The sequence below is a fragment of the Pseudomonas sp. LARHCG127 genome (assembly GCF_052871455.1).
In genome coordinates, this window is the sequence record NZ_JBIXJT010000009.1 from 92,877 (window position 1) to 107,268 (window position 14,392).

At 63.1% G+C, this 14,392-nt stretch carries 14 protein-coding genes; 5 read left to right on the forward strand and 9 right to left on the reverse strand.

What is annotated here, in order from left to right:
* Positions 1-87: 87 nt before the first annotated feature.
* Entirely contained in the window at positions 88-792 is a 705-nt protein-coding gene (locus tag ACIPQ1_RS16845; protein WP_003199952.1) for a YebC/PmpR family DNA-binding transcriptional regulator, read from the reverse strand.
* A gap of 218 nt (positions 793-1,010) precedes the next feature.
* On the opposite strand from ACIPQ1_RS16845, the gene ACIPQ1_RS16850 reads away from it, so the two are divergent.
* Both ACIPQ1_RS16850 and ACIPQ1_RS16855 read left to right on the forward strand, forming a co-directional pair.
* Positions 1,011-2,417 carry a type VI secretion system Vgr family protein gene (locus ACIPQ1_RS16850; protein ID WP_446534465.1) on the forward strand — a complete coding sequence of 469 codons (1,407 nt, stop codon included), beginning with the start codon at positions 1,011-1,013 and terminating at the stop codon, positions 2,415-2,417.
* 125 nt (positions 2,418-2,542) lie between these two features.
* Positions 2,543-3,091, forward strand: coding sequence for a cytochrome b (locus ACIPQ1_RS16855; RefSeq protein ID WP_186710601.1), 549 nt, complete (start codon positions 2,543-2,545; stop codon positions 3,089-3,091).
* A gap of 6 nt (positions 3,092-3,097) precedes the next feature.
* Here the strand turns inward: ACIPQ1_RS16855 and ACIPQ1_RS16860 are convergent, their stop codons facing one another.
* Together ACIPQ1_RS16860 and ACIPQ1_RS16865 are read right to left on the reverse strand one after the other, a co-directional pair.
* Positions 3,098-4,006: a 1-aminocyclopropane-1-carboxylate deaminase/D-cysteine desulfhydrase gene (locus ACIPQ1_RS16860; RefSeq protein ID WP_411385131.1), complete on the reverse strand. Its 909-nt coding sequence runs from the start codon at positions 4,004-4,006 to the stop codon at positions 3,098-3,100.
* A 191-nt stretch (positions 4,007-4,197) separates the two neighbouring features.
* The gene (locus ACIPQ1_RS16865) at positions 4,198-6,237 is read right to left on the reverse strand and encodes an oxidoreductase (RefSeq protein WP_446534466.1); all 2,040 of its coding nucleotides are present in this window, start codon (positions 6,235-6,237) and stop codon (positions 4,198-4,200) included.
* Positions 6,238-6,477: 240 nt separating this feature from the next.
* Here ACIPQ1_RS16865 and ACIPQ1_RS16870 point away from each other — a divergent pair, with 240 nt between their 5' ends.
* The 3 genes from ACIPQ1_RS16870 (at position 6,478) to ACIPQ1_RS16880 (ending at position 10,038) form a co-directional block, all read left to right on the forward strand.
* Positions 6,478-7,695 (forward strand): DUF3422 domain-containing protein, encoded by a 1,218-nt coding sequence (locus ACIPQ1_RS16870; protein WP_446534467.1) that lies wholly within the window; start codon positions 6,478-6,480, stop codon positions 7,693-7,695.
* A gap of 172 nt (positions 7,696-7,867) precedes the next feature.
* Positions 7,868-8,998, forward strand: a complete 1,131-nt coding sequence (locus ACIPQ1_RS16875; RefSeq protein WP_250964285.1) for a carbon-nitrogen hydrolase family protein — start codon at positions 7,868-7,870, stop codon at positions 8,996-8,998.
* A 2-nt stretch (positions 8,999-9,000) separates the two neighbouring features.
* Positions 9,001-10,038, forward strand: coding sequence for an AraC family transcriptional regulator (locus ACIPQ1_RS16880; protein WP_250964284.1), 1,038 nt, complete (start codon positions 9,001-9,003; stop codon positions 10,036-10,038).
* Between the two features lie 48 nt (positions 10,039-10,086).
* On the opposite strand, the gene ACIPQ1_RS16885 is transcribed toward ACIPQ1_RS16880, so the two are convergent.
* From ACIPQ1_RS16885 to ACIPQ1_RS16910, 6 genes are all read right to left on the reverse strand, one after another.
* Complete coding sequence (locus ACIPQ1_RS16885) at positions 10,087-10,221, reverse strand: hypothetical protein (protein WP_264083855.1); 135 nt, start codon at positions 10,219-10,221, stop codon at positions 10,087-10,089.
* Positions 10,222-10,339: 118 nt separating this feature from the next.
* Positions 10,340-11,230: a DUF2242 domain-containing protein gene (locus ACIPQ1_RS16890; protein ID WP_446534468.1), complete on the reverse strand. Its 891-nt coding sequence runs from the start codon at positions 11,228-11,230 to the stop codon at positions 10,340-10,342.
* Between the two features lie 229 nt (positions 11,231-11,459).
* Entirely contained in the window at positions 11,460-11,732 is a 273-nt protein-coding gene (locus tag ACIPQ1_RS16895) for a DUF971 domain-containing protein (RefSeq protein WP_446534469.1), read from the reverse strand.
* Entirely contained in the window at positions 11,729-12,691 is a 963-nt protein-coding gene (locus tag ACIPQ1_RS16900; RefSeq protein WP_446534470.1) for a HEAT repeat domain-containing protein, read from the reverse strand. The genes ACIPQ1_RS16895 and ACIPQ1_RS16900 overlap by 4 nt, the downstream gene beginning before the upstream one ends.
* On the reverse strand, positions 12,688-13,536 hold the full coding sequence (locus tag ACIPQ1_RS16905) for an ABC transporter ATP-binding protein (protein ID WP_446534471.1): 849 nt from the start codon (positions 13,534-13,536) through the stop codon (positions 12,688-12,690). Before ACIPQ1_RS16905 ends, ACIPQ1_RS16900 begins: the two co-directional genes overlap by 4 nt.
* The gene (locus tag ACIPQ1_RS16910; RefSeq protein ID WP_446534472.1) at positions 13,536-14,318 is read right to left on the reverse strand and encodes an ABC transporter permease; all 783 of its coding nucleotides are present in this window, start codon (positions 14,316-14,318) and stop codon (positions 13,536-13,538) included. The genes ACIPQ1_RS16905 and ACIPQ1_RS16910 overlap by 1 nt, the downstream gene beginning before the upstream one ends.
* Between the last annotated feature and the right edge of the window lie 74 nt (positions 14,319-14,392).

Below are 14,392 nucleotides of genomic sequence, written 5' to 3' on the forward strand. Positions count from 1 at the left end.
GTCAGTAAGACCGCGTCGGCCCATTTGCGACGGCTTCGCCGCCGAGCGGGAGCAAGCTCCCTCGCCACAGGGGTTGCGCGTATTCGCTTACCCCGCCAACCCGACAAACATGTCCTGCACGTCATCGTGGTTGTCGAGGCCTTCGAGGAAGGCTTCGACTTCGGCCATCTGCTCATCGGTCAAGCCGCTGACCGGGTTCTTCGGCTGGTAGCCCAGCTTGGCCGACAACACGGTGAAGCCTTGCTCCGGCAAGGCCTTCTGTACCGCATCGAGGTCGGCAGGGTCGGTGAGGAACAACGTCGCGCCTTCTTCACCCGGTTCGAAATCCTGGGCACCGGCCTCGATGGCGGCCATTTCCGGATCGGCATCCGGGCTGTCTGGCGCGGCTTCGATCATGCCGACATGGTTGAAATCCCACGCCACCGAACCCGAGGCGCCCAGTTGGCCCTTGCGGAAGGCGACGCGAATTTCGGCTACGGTACGGTTGATGTTATCGGTCACGCATTCAACGATCAGCGGCACCTGGTGCGGCGCGAACCCTTCGTAGGTGACACGGTGGTATTGCACGGTTTCACCGAGCTGGCCAGAACCTTTCTTGATCGCACGTTCCAGGGTCTCGCGGGGCATCGAGGCCTTTTTCGCCTGCTCGACCACCAGCCGCAGGTGCGCGTTGGTCGCGGTATCAGCGCCGTTGCGCGCGGCAATGGTGATTTCCTTCACCAGCTTGCCGAAGATCTTGCCCTTGGCGTTGGCAGCCGCTTCTTTGTGTTTAACCTTCCACTGTGCGCCCATTACTCACTCTCTTGTCTGACGCGCCGAGACATCTGCCGGCCGGCGCTGTGGCGCAAGTTTATACGGCCTAAACCGGCTGATCGACCAAAAAATCACCGTGCCGGATCGACATTTTCACAGTGTGTTGTAGGGCGTTTCTGAAATAGCGGCTCACAAGCACCATTTCCTCCCGTGGTTTCGTACCCTCTGTGCCTCTCTCCCCGCCAGTAGGAGGCGCGATGCGCAACGACACGGAAAGTCCCTTCAGCCTGACGCTCACGCAAAGCGACTTGCAGCTGCAAGTCTTGCGCTTCAATGGCCGCGAAGCCCTCAACCAGCCGTACCGTTTCGACCTCGAATTGATCGGCCTGGCCCCACCGATAGACCCCGACCTGCTATTGGGGCACCCGGCCTTCCTGCGCCTGGACCGCGACTCGGGTATCCATGGGATTATCCACAGCGTTTGCCTGAGCGCCCCGGCACCGCGGCGCATCGGTTATCGCCTGACCTTGGTTCCCTACCTGCAGCAATTGGAACAAGGCCCACGGCGCCGAGTTTTCCATCGACTCACCGTGGTGCAGGTGCTGCGACGCCTGCTGGAAGACAACGGCCTGCCCGCCGACAGCTACCGTTTCGAACTGCCCCACGGGCAGTATCCATGCCGCCCATTCTGCATCCAGTACGACGAAAGCGACCTGACCCTCCTGCAACGGCTGTGCGAAGAAGAAGGCATTCATTACCACTTCGAACACACCCCACAGGGCCACGTCCTGGTGTTTGCCGAAGACCCGAAGAGTTTTCCCACACGGCCCGTCGAACTGTCCCTGCGCCCGAACGACAACTCGATACCGGCCATTGAGCGCTTGTATTTGCGTCACCACGGAATGCTGCCTGGCTTGCCCGTCGGGTTCAGCGATCGGGCCACGACCGACGCCGAGGCCTGGGCGGCGAATCAACCCATTGAGCAAATCGACCATGAGGCCATGCACGGCGACCCGGCCTTGACTCACCGTTACCAGGTCGGTCGCCGCTACCTGGAACGGTTACGCTGTCGGCAACGGGAAATCCATGGCCACAGTGACCAACCCGCCCTGCACGGCGGCGACATCGTGCACATCTGCGAGCACCCGGTTTCCACGTTCAACGATCAATGGCTGATCACCGAGGTCCAGCACCGCGGCCGGCAGTTTTCGATTCTTGAGCCGGACCTCCCCACCACATCGTCGGCCCGTGACTACCACAACCGCTTCACCGCCATCCCCTGGGCCACCGTGTTCAGGCCGGCCCTTAAACACCCTAAGCCCTGCATCCCCGGGTATCACCTGGCCCATGTACTCGGCCATCCCGGCCAACCGGCCCAGGCCGATGAGCGCGGGCAAGTCAGCGTCAGCCTCTGGGCGCCGGACCAGGAAGGCATCACGCTGCCCGTGTCGCGACTGACGCTGAACAACAGCCCCTCGCTGAGGGCCGGCAGCGAAGTGCTGGTGAGTTTTCTCGATGGCGACCCCGACCGGCCGGTGCTGTGCCCAGGGGCTGTCGATACCGGCGCAGGACACGCCGCCGCCCCACCGAAACCGTCCCGTGGCAACCCTGATGCAGGATTGCTGTTGGACTGGCTGCTGAACCCGCCAAACTTCACACCCTGAGCCAGCGCATGGCTTCTTGCCGGCAAACCTGACCTGGCTCAAGCAAACCCAGCGAAACGGGCATACAGTGGAGACACAACGCCGCTCTAGACGGCGCTTTTGCCCTGATTGTTGGAGATACCGCGATGCCCTGGAAAAACTCGGAAAACCGCTACAGTACCGTCACGGTAACCTTGCATTGGCTGATGCTGGTGCTGCTGGCCGTGGTTTATGCCTGCATTGAGTTACGGGGAATTTTCCCCAAGGGCAGTGGTGGCCGGACTCTGATCAAGGAAGCGCATTTCATGCTTGGCCTGACCGTGTTCCTGCTGGCCTGGCTGCGCCTGTTCGCCCGCACCAGGGGCAAGGCACCGGCAATTTTCCCAGCCTCCCCCGCCTGGCAAACCCTCCTCGCCCGCCTGATGCACTGGGCGCTGTATGTATTCATGATCGCCATGCCGCTGCTGGGCTGGCTGATCACCAGCGCCGAAGGGCACCAGGTGATGTTCTACGGTTTCGATTTGCCGTTGCTCATCGATCAAGACAAGGACTTTGCCAAGCAACTGGAAGGCTGGCATGTGCTCGGCGGCACCATCGGCTATTGGTTGATTGGCCTGCATGCCTTGGCGGGGCTGTATCACCACTACGTGGTACGCGACAACACGCTGTTGCGGATGATGCCCAAACGCGGCTGATCGCCATCAGTCAAACCCTCGGCGGCCTTGCAGACCGCCGGTGTGGACAAAGATCAAACGGGTGCCAGGGGCAAACCTTCCGGCCTCGACGTGCGTCTTGAGCGCCATCAAGGCCTTGCCGGTGTACAACGGTTCCAGTTCGATGGCCGCCGTGGTTTCGATGAAGGCAGTCAGCTCGGCATCGACCCGGGCGAAACCACCACGGCTGCCGTCGAGCAATTCATAACGCGGATCACAAAGCCCCGCCTCCCCCACGATGCGCTCGACCTGCTGGGCCACGCCATGGTCCGGGGGCACCGCCAGCACACCGTAGACCGCACGCTTGCCCGCTTCGGCCAGCACCAGCCCGGCCAATGATGTTCCCGTGCCGCAGGCCAACCACCAGCCGTGATAATCCGCCCACCCCAACGCCCCCAATTGTTGATCGACACTGGCCGCCCAGGCCATGCAGCCTTGTGCCCCAGGCAATCCCGAACCGCCCTCGGGCACCGGGTGCAAATGTGGATAGCGGGCCTGCCACGGCCCCCAGAAACCTGGGGCATGTCGCTCTCGGTACCCGCCATAACCCAACCAATGCAATTCCATGCCGAATGCTGTCAGGTCGCGCACCGTCGGCGTGTCCTGGGGGTGACCGCGCAGCAGCCCGGCCGTGGGAAACCCGAAGCGCTTGCCGGCCGCCGCCAGCGCATGCAAATGATTGGAATAGGCCCCGCCCAGGCTGATGATCCCCTCGGCACCGGCTTCATGGGCGGCGCGCAGAGGGTGGACCAGTTTGAACCACTTGTTGCCGCTGATCAGTGGATCGATCCGGTCCAGGCGCAACACCGCCACTTCAACACCTGCATGGGCGAGCCAGTCCAGGTGAAGGGGTTCGAGTCGGGGTTGGGGATGCCAGTCGAGGGCGGGAAGCAGCATGGCGGCAGGCCAGGGAGAAAGATGTCCGGCATCTTAACAGCTTGCTCGCGGACTCCCTGACATCGAAAAAACTTGTGGGAGCGAGCCTGCTCGCGATAGCGGTGGGGCAGCCAGCATTTCTGAAACTGACTAACCGCCAGCGCGAGCAGGCGCGCTCCCACCGGGGCTGCGGGTGTCTACAGGGCTGTGCGTTACAACTGCGCCGCCAACCGCGAGCCCTGGTTGATCGCCCGCTTGGCATCCAGCTCAGCCGCCACATCGGCACCGCCGATGAGGTGAACGGTCTGCCCTGCCGCTTCCAGGCCTTCCTGCAACTCACGCAACGGATCCTGGCCGGCGCAGATCACGATGTTGTCCACCGCCAGCACTTGCGGCTCGCCGGTTTCGCCGATGCGAATGTGCAGGCCGTCGTCGTCGATCTTCAAGTATTCGACGCTGTTGAGCATCTGCACCTGCTTGTTCTTCAGGCCCGTGCGGTGAATCCAGCCGGTGGTCTTGCCCAGGCCGTCACCGACCTTGGACGCCTTGCGTTGCAGCAGGAACACCTGGCGCGCCGGTGCATGGGGTTCGGCCTTGATCCCGGCGACGCCGCCGCGCGCTTGGAGATGGGTGTCGATCCCCCACTCCTTCCAGAACGCCTCACGGTCCTGGCTGGTGGCGACGCCCTGGTGAACCAGGAATTCCGACACGTCGAAGCCAATACCGCCGGCACCGATCACCGCGACACTGCGCCCCACCGGCTTGCGTTCGAGGATCACGTCCAGGTAGCTCAAGACCTTGGCATGCTCCACCCCGGGAATCGCCGGCACCCGGGGGGCGATGCCGGTGGCGAGGATGATCTCGTCGTAACCGCCGGCCACCAATTGCGCCACATCCACCCGGGTGTCGAGGCACAGCTCGACATGACTGGTCTGCAATTTGCGCTTGAAGTAGCGCAGGGTTTCGAAGAACTCTTCCTTGCCCGGCACGCGCTTGGCGACGTTGAACTGGCCACCGATTTCGCTGGCCGAATCGAACAGCGTCACCTGGTGCCCGCGCTCGGCCGCCACCGTGGCCGCGGACAACCCGGCCGGGCCAGCGCCAACCACGGCGATTTTCTTCACCTGGGTCACCGGCAGGTAGTTCAGCTCGGTTTCGTGGCAGGCCCGCGGGTTGACCAGGCAACTGGTGAGCTTGCCGCCAAAGGTGTGGTCCAGGCACGCCTGGTTGCAGCCGATGCAGGTATTGATTTCATCGCTGCGACCGGCGGCAGCCTTGTTGACGAACTCCGGATCGGCCAGGAACGGCCGGGCCATGGAAACCATGTCGGCATCGCCTTCGGCCAGGATCTGCTCGGCCACTTCCGGGGTGTTGATGCGGTTGGTGGTGATCAGCGGGATGTTCACCGAACCGCGCAGCTTGGCTGTGACTTTGCTGAACGCCGCCCGTGGAACCTTGGTGGCGATGGTGGGAATCCGTGCTTCGTGCCAGCCAATACCGGTGTTGATGATCGTCGCGCCGGCCTGCTCGATGGCCTTGGCCAACTGGACGATTTCGTCCCAGGTGCTGCCGCCTTCCACCAGGTCGAGCATCGACAGGCGAAAGATGATGATGAAATTCGGGCCTACCGCCTCGCGCACCCGACGGACGATTTCCACCGGCAGGCGCATGCGGTTTTCATAGCTGCCGCCCCAACGATCGGTACGGTGGTTGGTATGGGCCGCCAGGAACTGGTTAATGAAATAACCTTCCGAGCCCATGATTTCGACGCCATCATATTCGGCCTTCTGGGCCAGGACCGAGCACGTGACGAAATCGCTGATCTGCTTCTCGATGCCTTCCTCATCCAGCTCCTTGGGCTTGAACGGGTTGATCGGCGCCTGGATCGCACTCGGTGCCACTTGCTTGGGGCTGTAGGCGTAGCGCCCGGCGTGCAGAATCTGCATGCAGATCTTGCCGCCGGCCTCATGCACGGCCCGGGTTACGATCTGGTGCTTGAGCGCCTCTTCTTCGGTGGTCAGCTTGGCCGCGCCGGAGTAGACACCGCCTTCGTCGTTCGGCCCGATCCCACCGGTGACCATCAGGCCCACGCCGCCCCGGGCGCGCTCGGCGAAATACGCCGCCATGCGTTCGAAGCCGCCGGGTTTCTCTTCCAGGCCGGTGTGCATCGAACCCATCAGGGTGCGGTTGCGCAACGTGGTGAAGCCCAAGTCCAGCGGGGCCAGCAGGTGCGGGTAATGAGAGGCGGTCATCGGTAACTCCACAACGGGCGATCACGGAATAAAGCGCAAGCTCTGCGGCTTGCGTCTGTCATGGCCCACAGCGTAAGAGTCCGGCTGCGGCTGCTCAATGACCGTAACTGACAACTTAATGATCCAAATGTGCAGGACGCCGATCAGCTGTGCGTGACTCTCGACGGGATGGGCCAGTCCTATGAACGCTGGCTCAGGTGCTCACCTCCAAAATAACGCCAATTACACGGTCGCCCTCGCATGCATCCCCAACGAAAAATGCTGCACAACGAGTTGCACGCCCGCCCGTCGTTGTATTTCGACGAACCGGCCCACGTCTTCCACTTGGCATTCCTGGGCGACAACGCCCAGTGCAACGCACTGCTCGAGCGACTGTGCCCCGATACCGTCGCAGCAGACGCCGCACAAGGCATCACCCGCCTGGAAGGCCATCCGCTGAAGTGGGAGCGCCACGCCGAATTTTTTACCCTGACCCTGGTCGTGCCTGCCAGCAGCAACGAGCTGCAATGGACGACACTGCCCGAAAGCCTTGCCCGGGGCATCGAAGGCCACACCCAGCACCTCATCAATGCCGTTCAGGTGGTGGTGCGTGCCGAAGCCGGCCTCGACCTGCCCAGCTACGGGTTCAAGGACCCTTGCGGCTCATGCGTGGGCGGTGGCGATGCGGTGGTCTGGAGCGATTTTCGCCTGACCGAGGACGGCACCAATCGCCTCTTGTTCATCAACCGACGGCTCAACGCCTATCGCCAGGGGCGCATGATCCGGCGCCTGTTGGAAATCGAGACCTATCGCATGATGGCCTCCTTGTCCCTCAGTATCGCCAAGGCACTGGACCCGCAACTGAACGAATTCGATCGCACCCTGGTGAGCCTCTCCGAGCGCAACGCCAACGCCAGTGGCGTGCATGCCAAGGCCCTGTTGGAGGATATCGCCCTGCTGTCGCGCCAGGTCGTCAGCAGCTCGGTCAGGACTCGCCACCGCTTCAGCGCGACCCGCGCCTACGCGCAACTGGTGTTCGAGCGCCTGGGGGAGTTGCGCGAAAGCCATTTGGGAGATTGCCAGCGTTTGGGCGTGTTCATCGAACGCCGTTTCAAGCCCACGGTGCGTTATTGCGCCGCCACTGAACAGCGCCTCGAACAACTGGCCATGAGCATCGCCAACCTGGGCGACCTGCTGCAAGCCCGCGTGCAAGTCGAGATGGAAGACCAGAACGCCGAGATCCTGCGCAGCCTCAATGCCCGCGCCGATGCCCAGATCAAGATCCAGCGCGCCGTGGAAGGCCTGTCGATCATCGCCATCACTTACTACCTGATCAACCTGTTCAAGTTGGTCTACAGCGGGTTGCACACCTTGGGCGCACACCTCTCGGCCCGTGACGCGCTGCTGGGCATGACGCCACCGGTGCTGTTGATCATGTTGCTGATTCTGATCCGGATCAGGAAGGCTAAAAGTCACTAGCCGCCCTGCCCAGCGCCAAGGGCGTCCACAGGTTCCATGGACGCCTTTGCGTACGCTTGCCGTGCGTACAAATCCTCACCCGCCCTTCGCTAATCCCTTGTTTTACCGTACCCTGCCCCGTGACTCTTGATGAAAAATCACGAACCTGAACACGGCCGCTGACTGTTCCCCCATGCGCAAATTTCTGTACTTGCTGTTTTCACTGGCCTTGATTGCCGCCCTGGTCACCTACGCACTGTGGACGACGGATCGGCCGGCCGGCCATTACCTGTCAGACCTGCGTATCACCCTGGCGGTCGACCAGGGCACGCCGGCCGACCGTGGCAATCTGCTGGGCATCCAGCCCGAACTGTTCCCCACCGACTACCAGAGCCCCGAGCGCCTGCATCGCAAACTGGCGGCCTATCTGCAGGCGGCCCGCGACCAGGGTTTTCTCAATGCCAAGACCGTCGTGGTCCTGCCCGAGCACATCGGCACCTGGCTGATGGTCGGTGGCGAAAAAGACGAGTTGTACCAGGCCACCTCCTTGAAGGAAGCCATGAACTGGCTGGCGGTGAGCAATCCGCTGGCGTTCGTCCAGGCGCTGGTCAGCGCCGAGGGCAATAACCGGTTGGACGATGCCTACCTGCGCATGAAAGCCGAGCGCATGGCCCGTGATTATCAAACACTGTTCGGCGGGCTCGCCAAGGAGTTCGGCATCACCCTGGTGGCTGGCTCCATCGTGCTGCCCGAACCCAGCGTCAACGAAGGCGAGCTGAAGATTGGCCGTGGCGCGTTGTACAACAGCAGCCTGGTGTTCGGCAGCGATGGCCGGCCGATCGGCCAGCCGCAACGCCAACGACATCCGGTGTTCGAGCAACAGGATGTGCTGGGCGCCGAACATCCGGCCGCCCCCCTGGTCATCGACACGCCTGCCGGGCGCCTGGGCGTGCTCATCGGCAGCGACAGCTGGTACCCGCTCCACTACCGCCAGCTCAATGAACAGGGTGCGCAACTGATCGCGGTACCCGCCTTTGTCATCGGTCGCGGCGCCTGGGACAAGCCCTGGAGCGGTTATAAAGGCCTGTCCACGCCGAGCGAAGTGAGCCTCAGGCCTGGCGAAGTGAGTGAGGGGCAAGCCTGGCATCGCCTGACACTGACCAGCCAGTTGCCTATCAGCCAGGCCCGGGGCGGCGTCAGCGTGTTCCTGCGCGGGCAGTTCTGGGACAGCGGCAGTGCCGGCCAGAGCTTTATCAGCCACAACGGCCAGCACTTCCCCGACAGCGAAGCCCGTGGCGCCCGCCTGTTGAACTTGTGGTTGTAAACATGAAACCGCAGCCGATGCGCCTGGGGGACCTGTCGGTAGGCTTCGTCCATAGCCTGGCTGACGCTGTCGCCAGCCATGGGCAGGACCCCAAGCCCCTGCTTGAACAGTACGGCCTCGACGCCGCGCGCCTGGCCGAGCCCGGGGCACGCCTGTCGATTCCACGGTACATGCGCCTGGGCCACGCCGCGATTCAGCAGACCCAGGACCCGGCCCTGGGCCTGCGCATGGGTCAGCTCGGCCGTTTGAGCCAGGCCGGGCTGGCCGGCGTCACCGCTGCCCAGGCGCCGACGGTACGCGAGGCGGCCCGCTGCATGATCCGCTTCGAGCCGCTGTACGGCTCCAACTATCGCGGCCAATCGAGTTTCCATGAGGATGCCCGCGGCGCCTGGCTGCGGTTCTATTCCATCAGCCCGTATAACGCCTACAACCGCTTCGTCGTGGACTCGATCATTGCCGGCTGGCTGGCGCAATTATCCAGCGTCAGCGGCGTCGCGCTGCGGCCCGAACGCATAGACATCGAATTCGAGGAACCGGCGTATCTGGAGGCCTACCGCACACTCGGTGACTGCCCGATCCAGTTTGGCGCCGAACAGAATCAACTGCGCCTGGGCCTGGACAGCCTCGCCCAGCGCAACCCGCAGCATTGCCCCAGTACCTGGCATCACCTGGTTCAGTTATGTGAACGGGAACTGGAACAGCTGACCCGCACCCGCAGCCTGCGCGAGCGCATCATCCAACTGCTGGGGCCGTTGCTCAGCGGCGGCCGGGAACCCGACCTGGAAGAAGTGGCGGCTCGCCTGAAGCTGCCGACCTGGACCCTGCGTCGCAAGCTGGCCGAGGAAGGCACGCAGTTTCGCGCCATCCTCAACGACACCCGTCGCGACTTGGCCATGACCTACATACGCGATACCGAACTGGCGTTCGGCGAAATCGCCTACCTGTTGGGGTTTGCCTCAGCCGAAGCCTTTCAACGGGCCTTCAAGCGTTGGAATGACCAGACGCCTGGGGAGTTTCGCCGTAGCCACAGAGGGCGTTGAATTTCAAGCGTTGGGCTTGTTGCTCAAACCTTGCTGCTTGCAACTCGCTTACAACTCCGTTGCATCTTCGGCGGGTTCCAGCGGGTCCAGTTCGTAGGCCTGGTATTCCAGCAGCTCTTCCTGATAATCATCCATTACGCGTCCTTCCCCTGTCGTTGAACCAATGCCTGATGGCGCTGGCATCAGCATAAAGCTGCTTTATGAACAAAACATGAAGCAAAGGCTTCATGAATTAAACGTAGCACAGGGTCGGGAAATTACTGCGTGAAGTGTGGCAGAAGTCACTTCCTGCCACTGGATCTCAGGAGGCCGGAAGCGGCTGGATCGGCTCGGTCGGGGCCGGCAACGAGCTGGACGGTGGTGGTGGCGGTGTCACGGTTTCTGTCGTCGGCGCAGACTCGAACGATTCAGGCGCAATCGGCGCGGGCTCGCTCGGCGGTGCGACAGGCTCCGACACCGCAGGAGCGGTTTCGACAGGGGCCGGCGCAGCCTCCTCGACGGGTGTGGCCGCTGCAGGCGCAGGCGCAACAGGCTCGGCCGCTGGAGCTGGAGCTGGAGCCGGATCTGAAGTCGGTGCAGGCATCAAGGCGGCCGACTCGGCCTTGGTTTCCGGTACACCCAACTCAGCCTTCGGTTTGTCGGCATTTTCCGCGGCTTTCTTCGCTTCGGGAGGCAGGAACAGCTCTACCAAGGCAAAGAAACGCTCATAGAACTTGGCCGCCGACACGGTTTCGCTGGCGACCTTGACCATCGAATCATCCGAGGAGCCGATCGGCATCGACACCGAACCCAGCACGCCCACGCCCAGGCTGGCGGAGTTGTTGGTTTTCTTCAGGGCATAACGGTCCTGCAAGGCGTTGGCGAACATGGTCGCCCGGTGCCCGGTACCGCCATCTTCGGCACAGACCAGGTTGAAACTGATCTCCATATGGGTTTCGCCGGTCTGCTGGAAACTCTTGTGACCGCTGACCAGCTTCGGATCGCTGCTGGTGATGATATAGCCCTGGCTGAGCAACGCCCGGCGCCCGGCTTCGCAGGTGGCCGCGTCACTCACCGGATACGTGCGCGAGAACGTGCCGGAATCATCGAAGTTCTCGTGCTCATAGATGGCGGTTTTCTTCGACGAGCAACCGGCTGCGGCGGCCAGCACCAATGCAAGCCCTACGGTGCGCATGGGAAATGATTTGAACATTGAACATCCTGAGAGAAACGGTCCGGGGCGTATTGTGCAACAGAACGCGACCAGGCAGCGTGGCTAATCTTGTTTCATGGGGGGTGCGAGTTTACTGGGGGTTGTTTGCAGGAAAAAGATGTCAATCCGGTAGATCGACGAACACCCGCTTCAGGCAACAAACAGACACAAAAAACCGGTGTTTTGGCCCAGTGCTGTTCACTTGAACGGTTAGCGGGAACTTTGATTGTCACAAACCCGCCAGATAAACCCAGGGGAAAATCCCCCGCTCATGCCCGTCACTGAACACCAACTGAACCCCATAGCCCTGGGCATTGATTCCAACCACCCGGACCCGCGGATCAACCTGAACCGTCAGCCCCTGCAAACGAAACGCCCGGCACTGGGAACAGGGACATTGCCGGCGCAGCAGGGCATGGTCCAGGTATTGTTCACGGCCGTCAGGCCAGTTGAGCTTCAGTTGCCCTTTGTCCAGGGAATTGCCCATCGCCAGCGGGCTCATTGCAACTGACCCAAGGCAATGCGCACGGCTTTGCGCACTTCCGGGTCACCATCGTCCCGGGCCGCTTGCAAGGCAGCAATGGCGCCGTGATCGTTCAGTTCTCCCAAGGCCAGGGCCGCTTCCTTGCGCAGGTTGCTGATGCGATGGCCCAGGGTTTCGATCAAGGCCGCCAGCGCCGGGACATAGCGCAAACGCCCCAGGCTGCGGGTCGCCCGCAAGCGCACTTGCCAGTAATCATCGGCCAGCGCCTCGACCAGGGCCGGGCCGGCATCGGCGTGACCGACCTTGCCCAGGGTCGTGGCGGCCTCTTCGCGCACCGCCCAGGCCGGATCCCGAAGGGCCTGGCGCAGCGCCGGCAAGACTTGCGCATCCGAAGCCAGGCCAAGGGCCCCGGTGGCGGCACGGCGCACATCGGTGTCTGGGTCATCACTGGCCAGCCGGGCCAGGGCCGGCAAGGCGTCGAGGTGCTTGAGCCAGCCCAGCACGCCGACCGCTTCGCGGCGCACGCTGGCCTCGCTGTCGACCAAAGCGGCGAGGGCCGCCGGCGCAGCGTCGGCCAGGCGCAATTCACGCAAGGCCCTGAAGGCCGCGACGCGCACACCGGCCTCGGCATGTGCCGTCCAGGGCAGGATCACCCTTCCCGCCGCCTCGCTCTTGAGCAGGCTCAGGCTCTGGGCGGCAGCGACCTGAACGCTCGGCGATGGATCGGTCAGGGCCTCGCACAGGGCCGCCACCACCGGCGCGTCCTCCCAGGCTTCGAGCAAGCGCGCGGCTTCGGCACGCACGTCGGCACTGGGGGCCCCGGCGAGGCGGTCCACCAGCCACAGCAGGCCTTCAGGTTCCTCAAGGTCGGCCAGTTCGATCAGGGCGATACGGCGCACGCCCGGGTCTTCGTCGGTCAGGCGTGGTTGCAGGGCGAGGATGTCGTCGTTGTCGGTGTTTTCGAATAGAGAGGTCATAGGGCAAATCGCGGCAAGGAGGTTTCAGGGGGAAGCCCGAGGGGATTGAGGCGCGGCAACTGCCGGCCGTCTTCATGACGCAGCAGGTCGAGGCAGTGGCGCTTCAAACGGGAAAATTCAGGACGGGTCACCAGTTCAGTCGTGCGTGGCCGTGGAAAGTCCAGGCGCAGGTCTTCGATGATCCGTCCCGGACGCGGGCTCACCACCAGCAAGCGATCGGCCAGGAACAACGCCTCGTCGATGTCGTGGGTCACGAACACCACCGTGGTACGGATGCGGGTCCAGATGTCCAGCAGCAGCGCCTGCATGTTCAAGCGGGTCAGGGCATCCAGCGCACCGAAGGGTTCGTCCATCAGCAGCAACCGTGGACGGTTGACCAGCACCCGGGCGATCTCCACCCGCTGCTGCATGCCCCCGGAGAGCTGGTCCGGCCAGTGCCCGGCGAAGCCTTCCAGGCCCACCAGCGCGAGGATTTCATCGGCGGCCCGGTGCCGTTCGACCCTGCCCAAGCCGCGCATCTTCAAGCCGAACGCGACGTTGTCACGCACGCTGCGCCAGGGGAACAACGTGTGTTGCTGGAATACCATGCCGCGTTGTGGCGACGGGCCGGAAACGCTCAAGCCGTCGACATTCAAACTGCCGGAATGCGGTTGCAGATGCCCGGCCAAGGCCCCGAGCAAGGTGGACTTGCCGCAACCGGACGGGCCAAGGACACAGACGAACTGGCCCGCCTCGATCTGGCAATCGAGGCCCTGGACCGCTTCGAACGCCTGGTTCCCCTGGCCAAGGACAATGGACAGTTGACGGATATCGATCCGCCCTTCGGGTGTTTGCATCACGCTCATCAGGCTTTCCCTCGTGGTCGATGCCAAGGCGTGAACAACCCGCCCAGGCGTTTGATCAACAGGCTGCTGCCCATGCCCAACACACCGATCAGTAACATGCCGACCACGATGTCGGCGTAGTTCTGCACGGTGTAGGAGGCCCAGGTGTAGTAGCCGATGCCGTATTGGCCGGCGATCATTTCCGCGGTCACCAGGCAGAACCAGGACGTACCCATGCCGATGGCCAGGCCGGTGATGATGCTCGGCGCGGCGCCCGGCAGAATCACTTCCAGCAGGATCGCCCGGCGTCCGGCCCCGAGGCTTTTCGCCGAGGCGATCAGCCGGCGGTCCACGCCTTCGACGCCGTGAACAGTGTTGAGCAGGATCGGGAACAGCGCGCCAGTGAAGGTGATGAACACCATCGACAATTCCGACGAGGGAAACATCAGGATTGCCAGGGGAATCCAGGCCACCGCCGGAATCGGCCGCAGCACTTCCAATGGCGGCAGCAACAGGTCTTCGGCCCATTTCGAACGGCCGATGGCCAGGCCCAGCGCCACGCCGATCAACAGCGCCGCGCCATAACCGGCAAAGACCCGGCCCAGGCTGCTGCCCAGGTGCCGGGCGAGATTGCCCGATTCACCCAGGCCGAGCGCCGCCTGGACCACCGCCAACGGGGTCGGGACGTTGGCGAAGGTCACCAGGCCGAGGTCCCAGTGGCCGTTGGCGGCGAGCTGCCAGAACAACAGGCAGAGCAGCAGTGAAGCGGCTCGCAGGAGCCAGTGTTTGGATGGTGGGTACACAAATCTTCCTCCAGAGTGGAATCCTTGTGGGAGCGCGCTTGCTCGCGATGGCGTCAGATCAGTTGAAGTTGATG

Bases quoted from the DNA above. Each gene is read 5' to 3' on its own strand.
- ACIPQ1_RS16845 (WP_003199952.1), bottom strand. From the start codon at position 792: ATGGGCGCACAGTGGAAGGTTAAACACAAAGAAGCGGCTGCCAACGCC.
- ACIPQ1_RS16850 (WP_446534465.1), top strand. From the start codon at position 1,011: ATGCGCAACGACACGGAAAGTCCCTTCAGCCTGACGCTCACGCAAAGC.
- ACIPQ1_RS16855 (WP_186710601.1), top strand. From the start codon at position 2,543: ATGCCCTGGAAAAACTCGGAAAACCGCTACAGTACCGTCACGGTAACC.
- ACIPQ1_RS16860 (WP_411385131.1), bottom strand. From the start codon at position 4,006: ATGCTGCTTCCCGCCCTCGACTGGCATCCCCAACCCCGACTCGAACCC.
- ACIPQ1_RS16865 (WP_446534466.1), bottom strand. From the start codon at position 6,237: ATGACCGCCTCTCATTACCCGCACCTGCTGGCCCCGCTGGACTTGGGC.
- ACIPQ1_RS16870 (WP_446534467.1), top strand. From the start codon at position 6,478: ATGCATCCCCAACGAAAAATGCTGCACAACGAGTTGCACGCCCGCCCG.
- ACIPQ1_RS16875 (WP_250964285.1), top strand. From the start codon at position 7,868: ATGCGCAAATTTCTGTACTTGCTGTTTTCACTGGCCTTGATTGCCGCC.
- ACIPQ1_RS16880 (WP_250964284.1), top strand. From the start codon at position 9,001: ATGAAACCGCAGCCGATGCGCCTGGGGGACCTGTCGGTAGGCTTCGTC.
- ACIPQ1_RS16885 (WP_264083855.1), bottom strand. From the start codon at position 10,221: ATGCCAGCGCCATCAGGCATTGGTTCAACGACAGGGGAAGGACGCGTA.
- ACIPQ1_RS16890 (WP_446534468.1), bottom strand. From the start codon at position 11,230: ATGTTCAAATCATTTCCCATGCGCACCGTAGGGCTTGCATTGGTGCTG.
- ACIPQ1_RS16895 (WP_446534469.1), bottom strand. From the start codon at position 11,732: ATGAGCCCGCTGGCGATGGGCAATTCCCTGGACAAAGGGCAACTGAAG.
- ACIPQ1_RS16900 (WP_446534470.1), bottom strand. From the start codon at position 12,691: ATGACCTCTCTATTCGAAAACACCGACAACGACGACATCCTCGCCCTG.
- ACIPQ1_RS16905 (WP_446534471.1), bottom strand. From the start codon at position 13,536: ATGAGCGTGATGCAAACACCCGAAGGGCGGATCGATATCCGTCAACTG.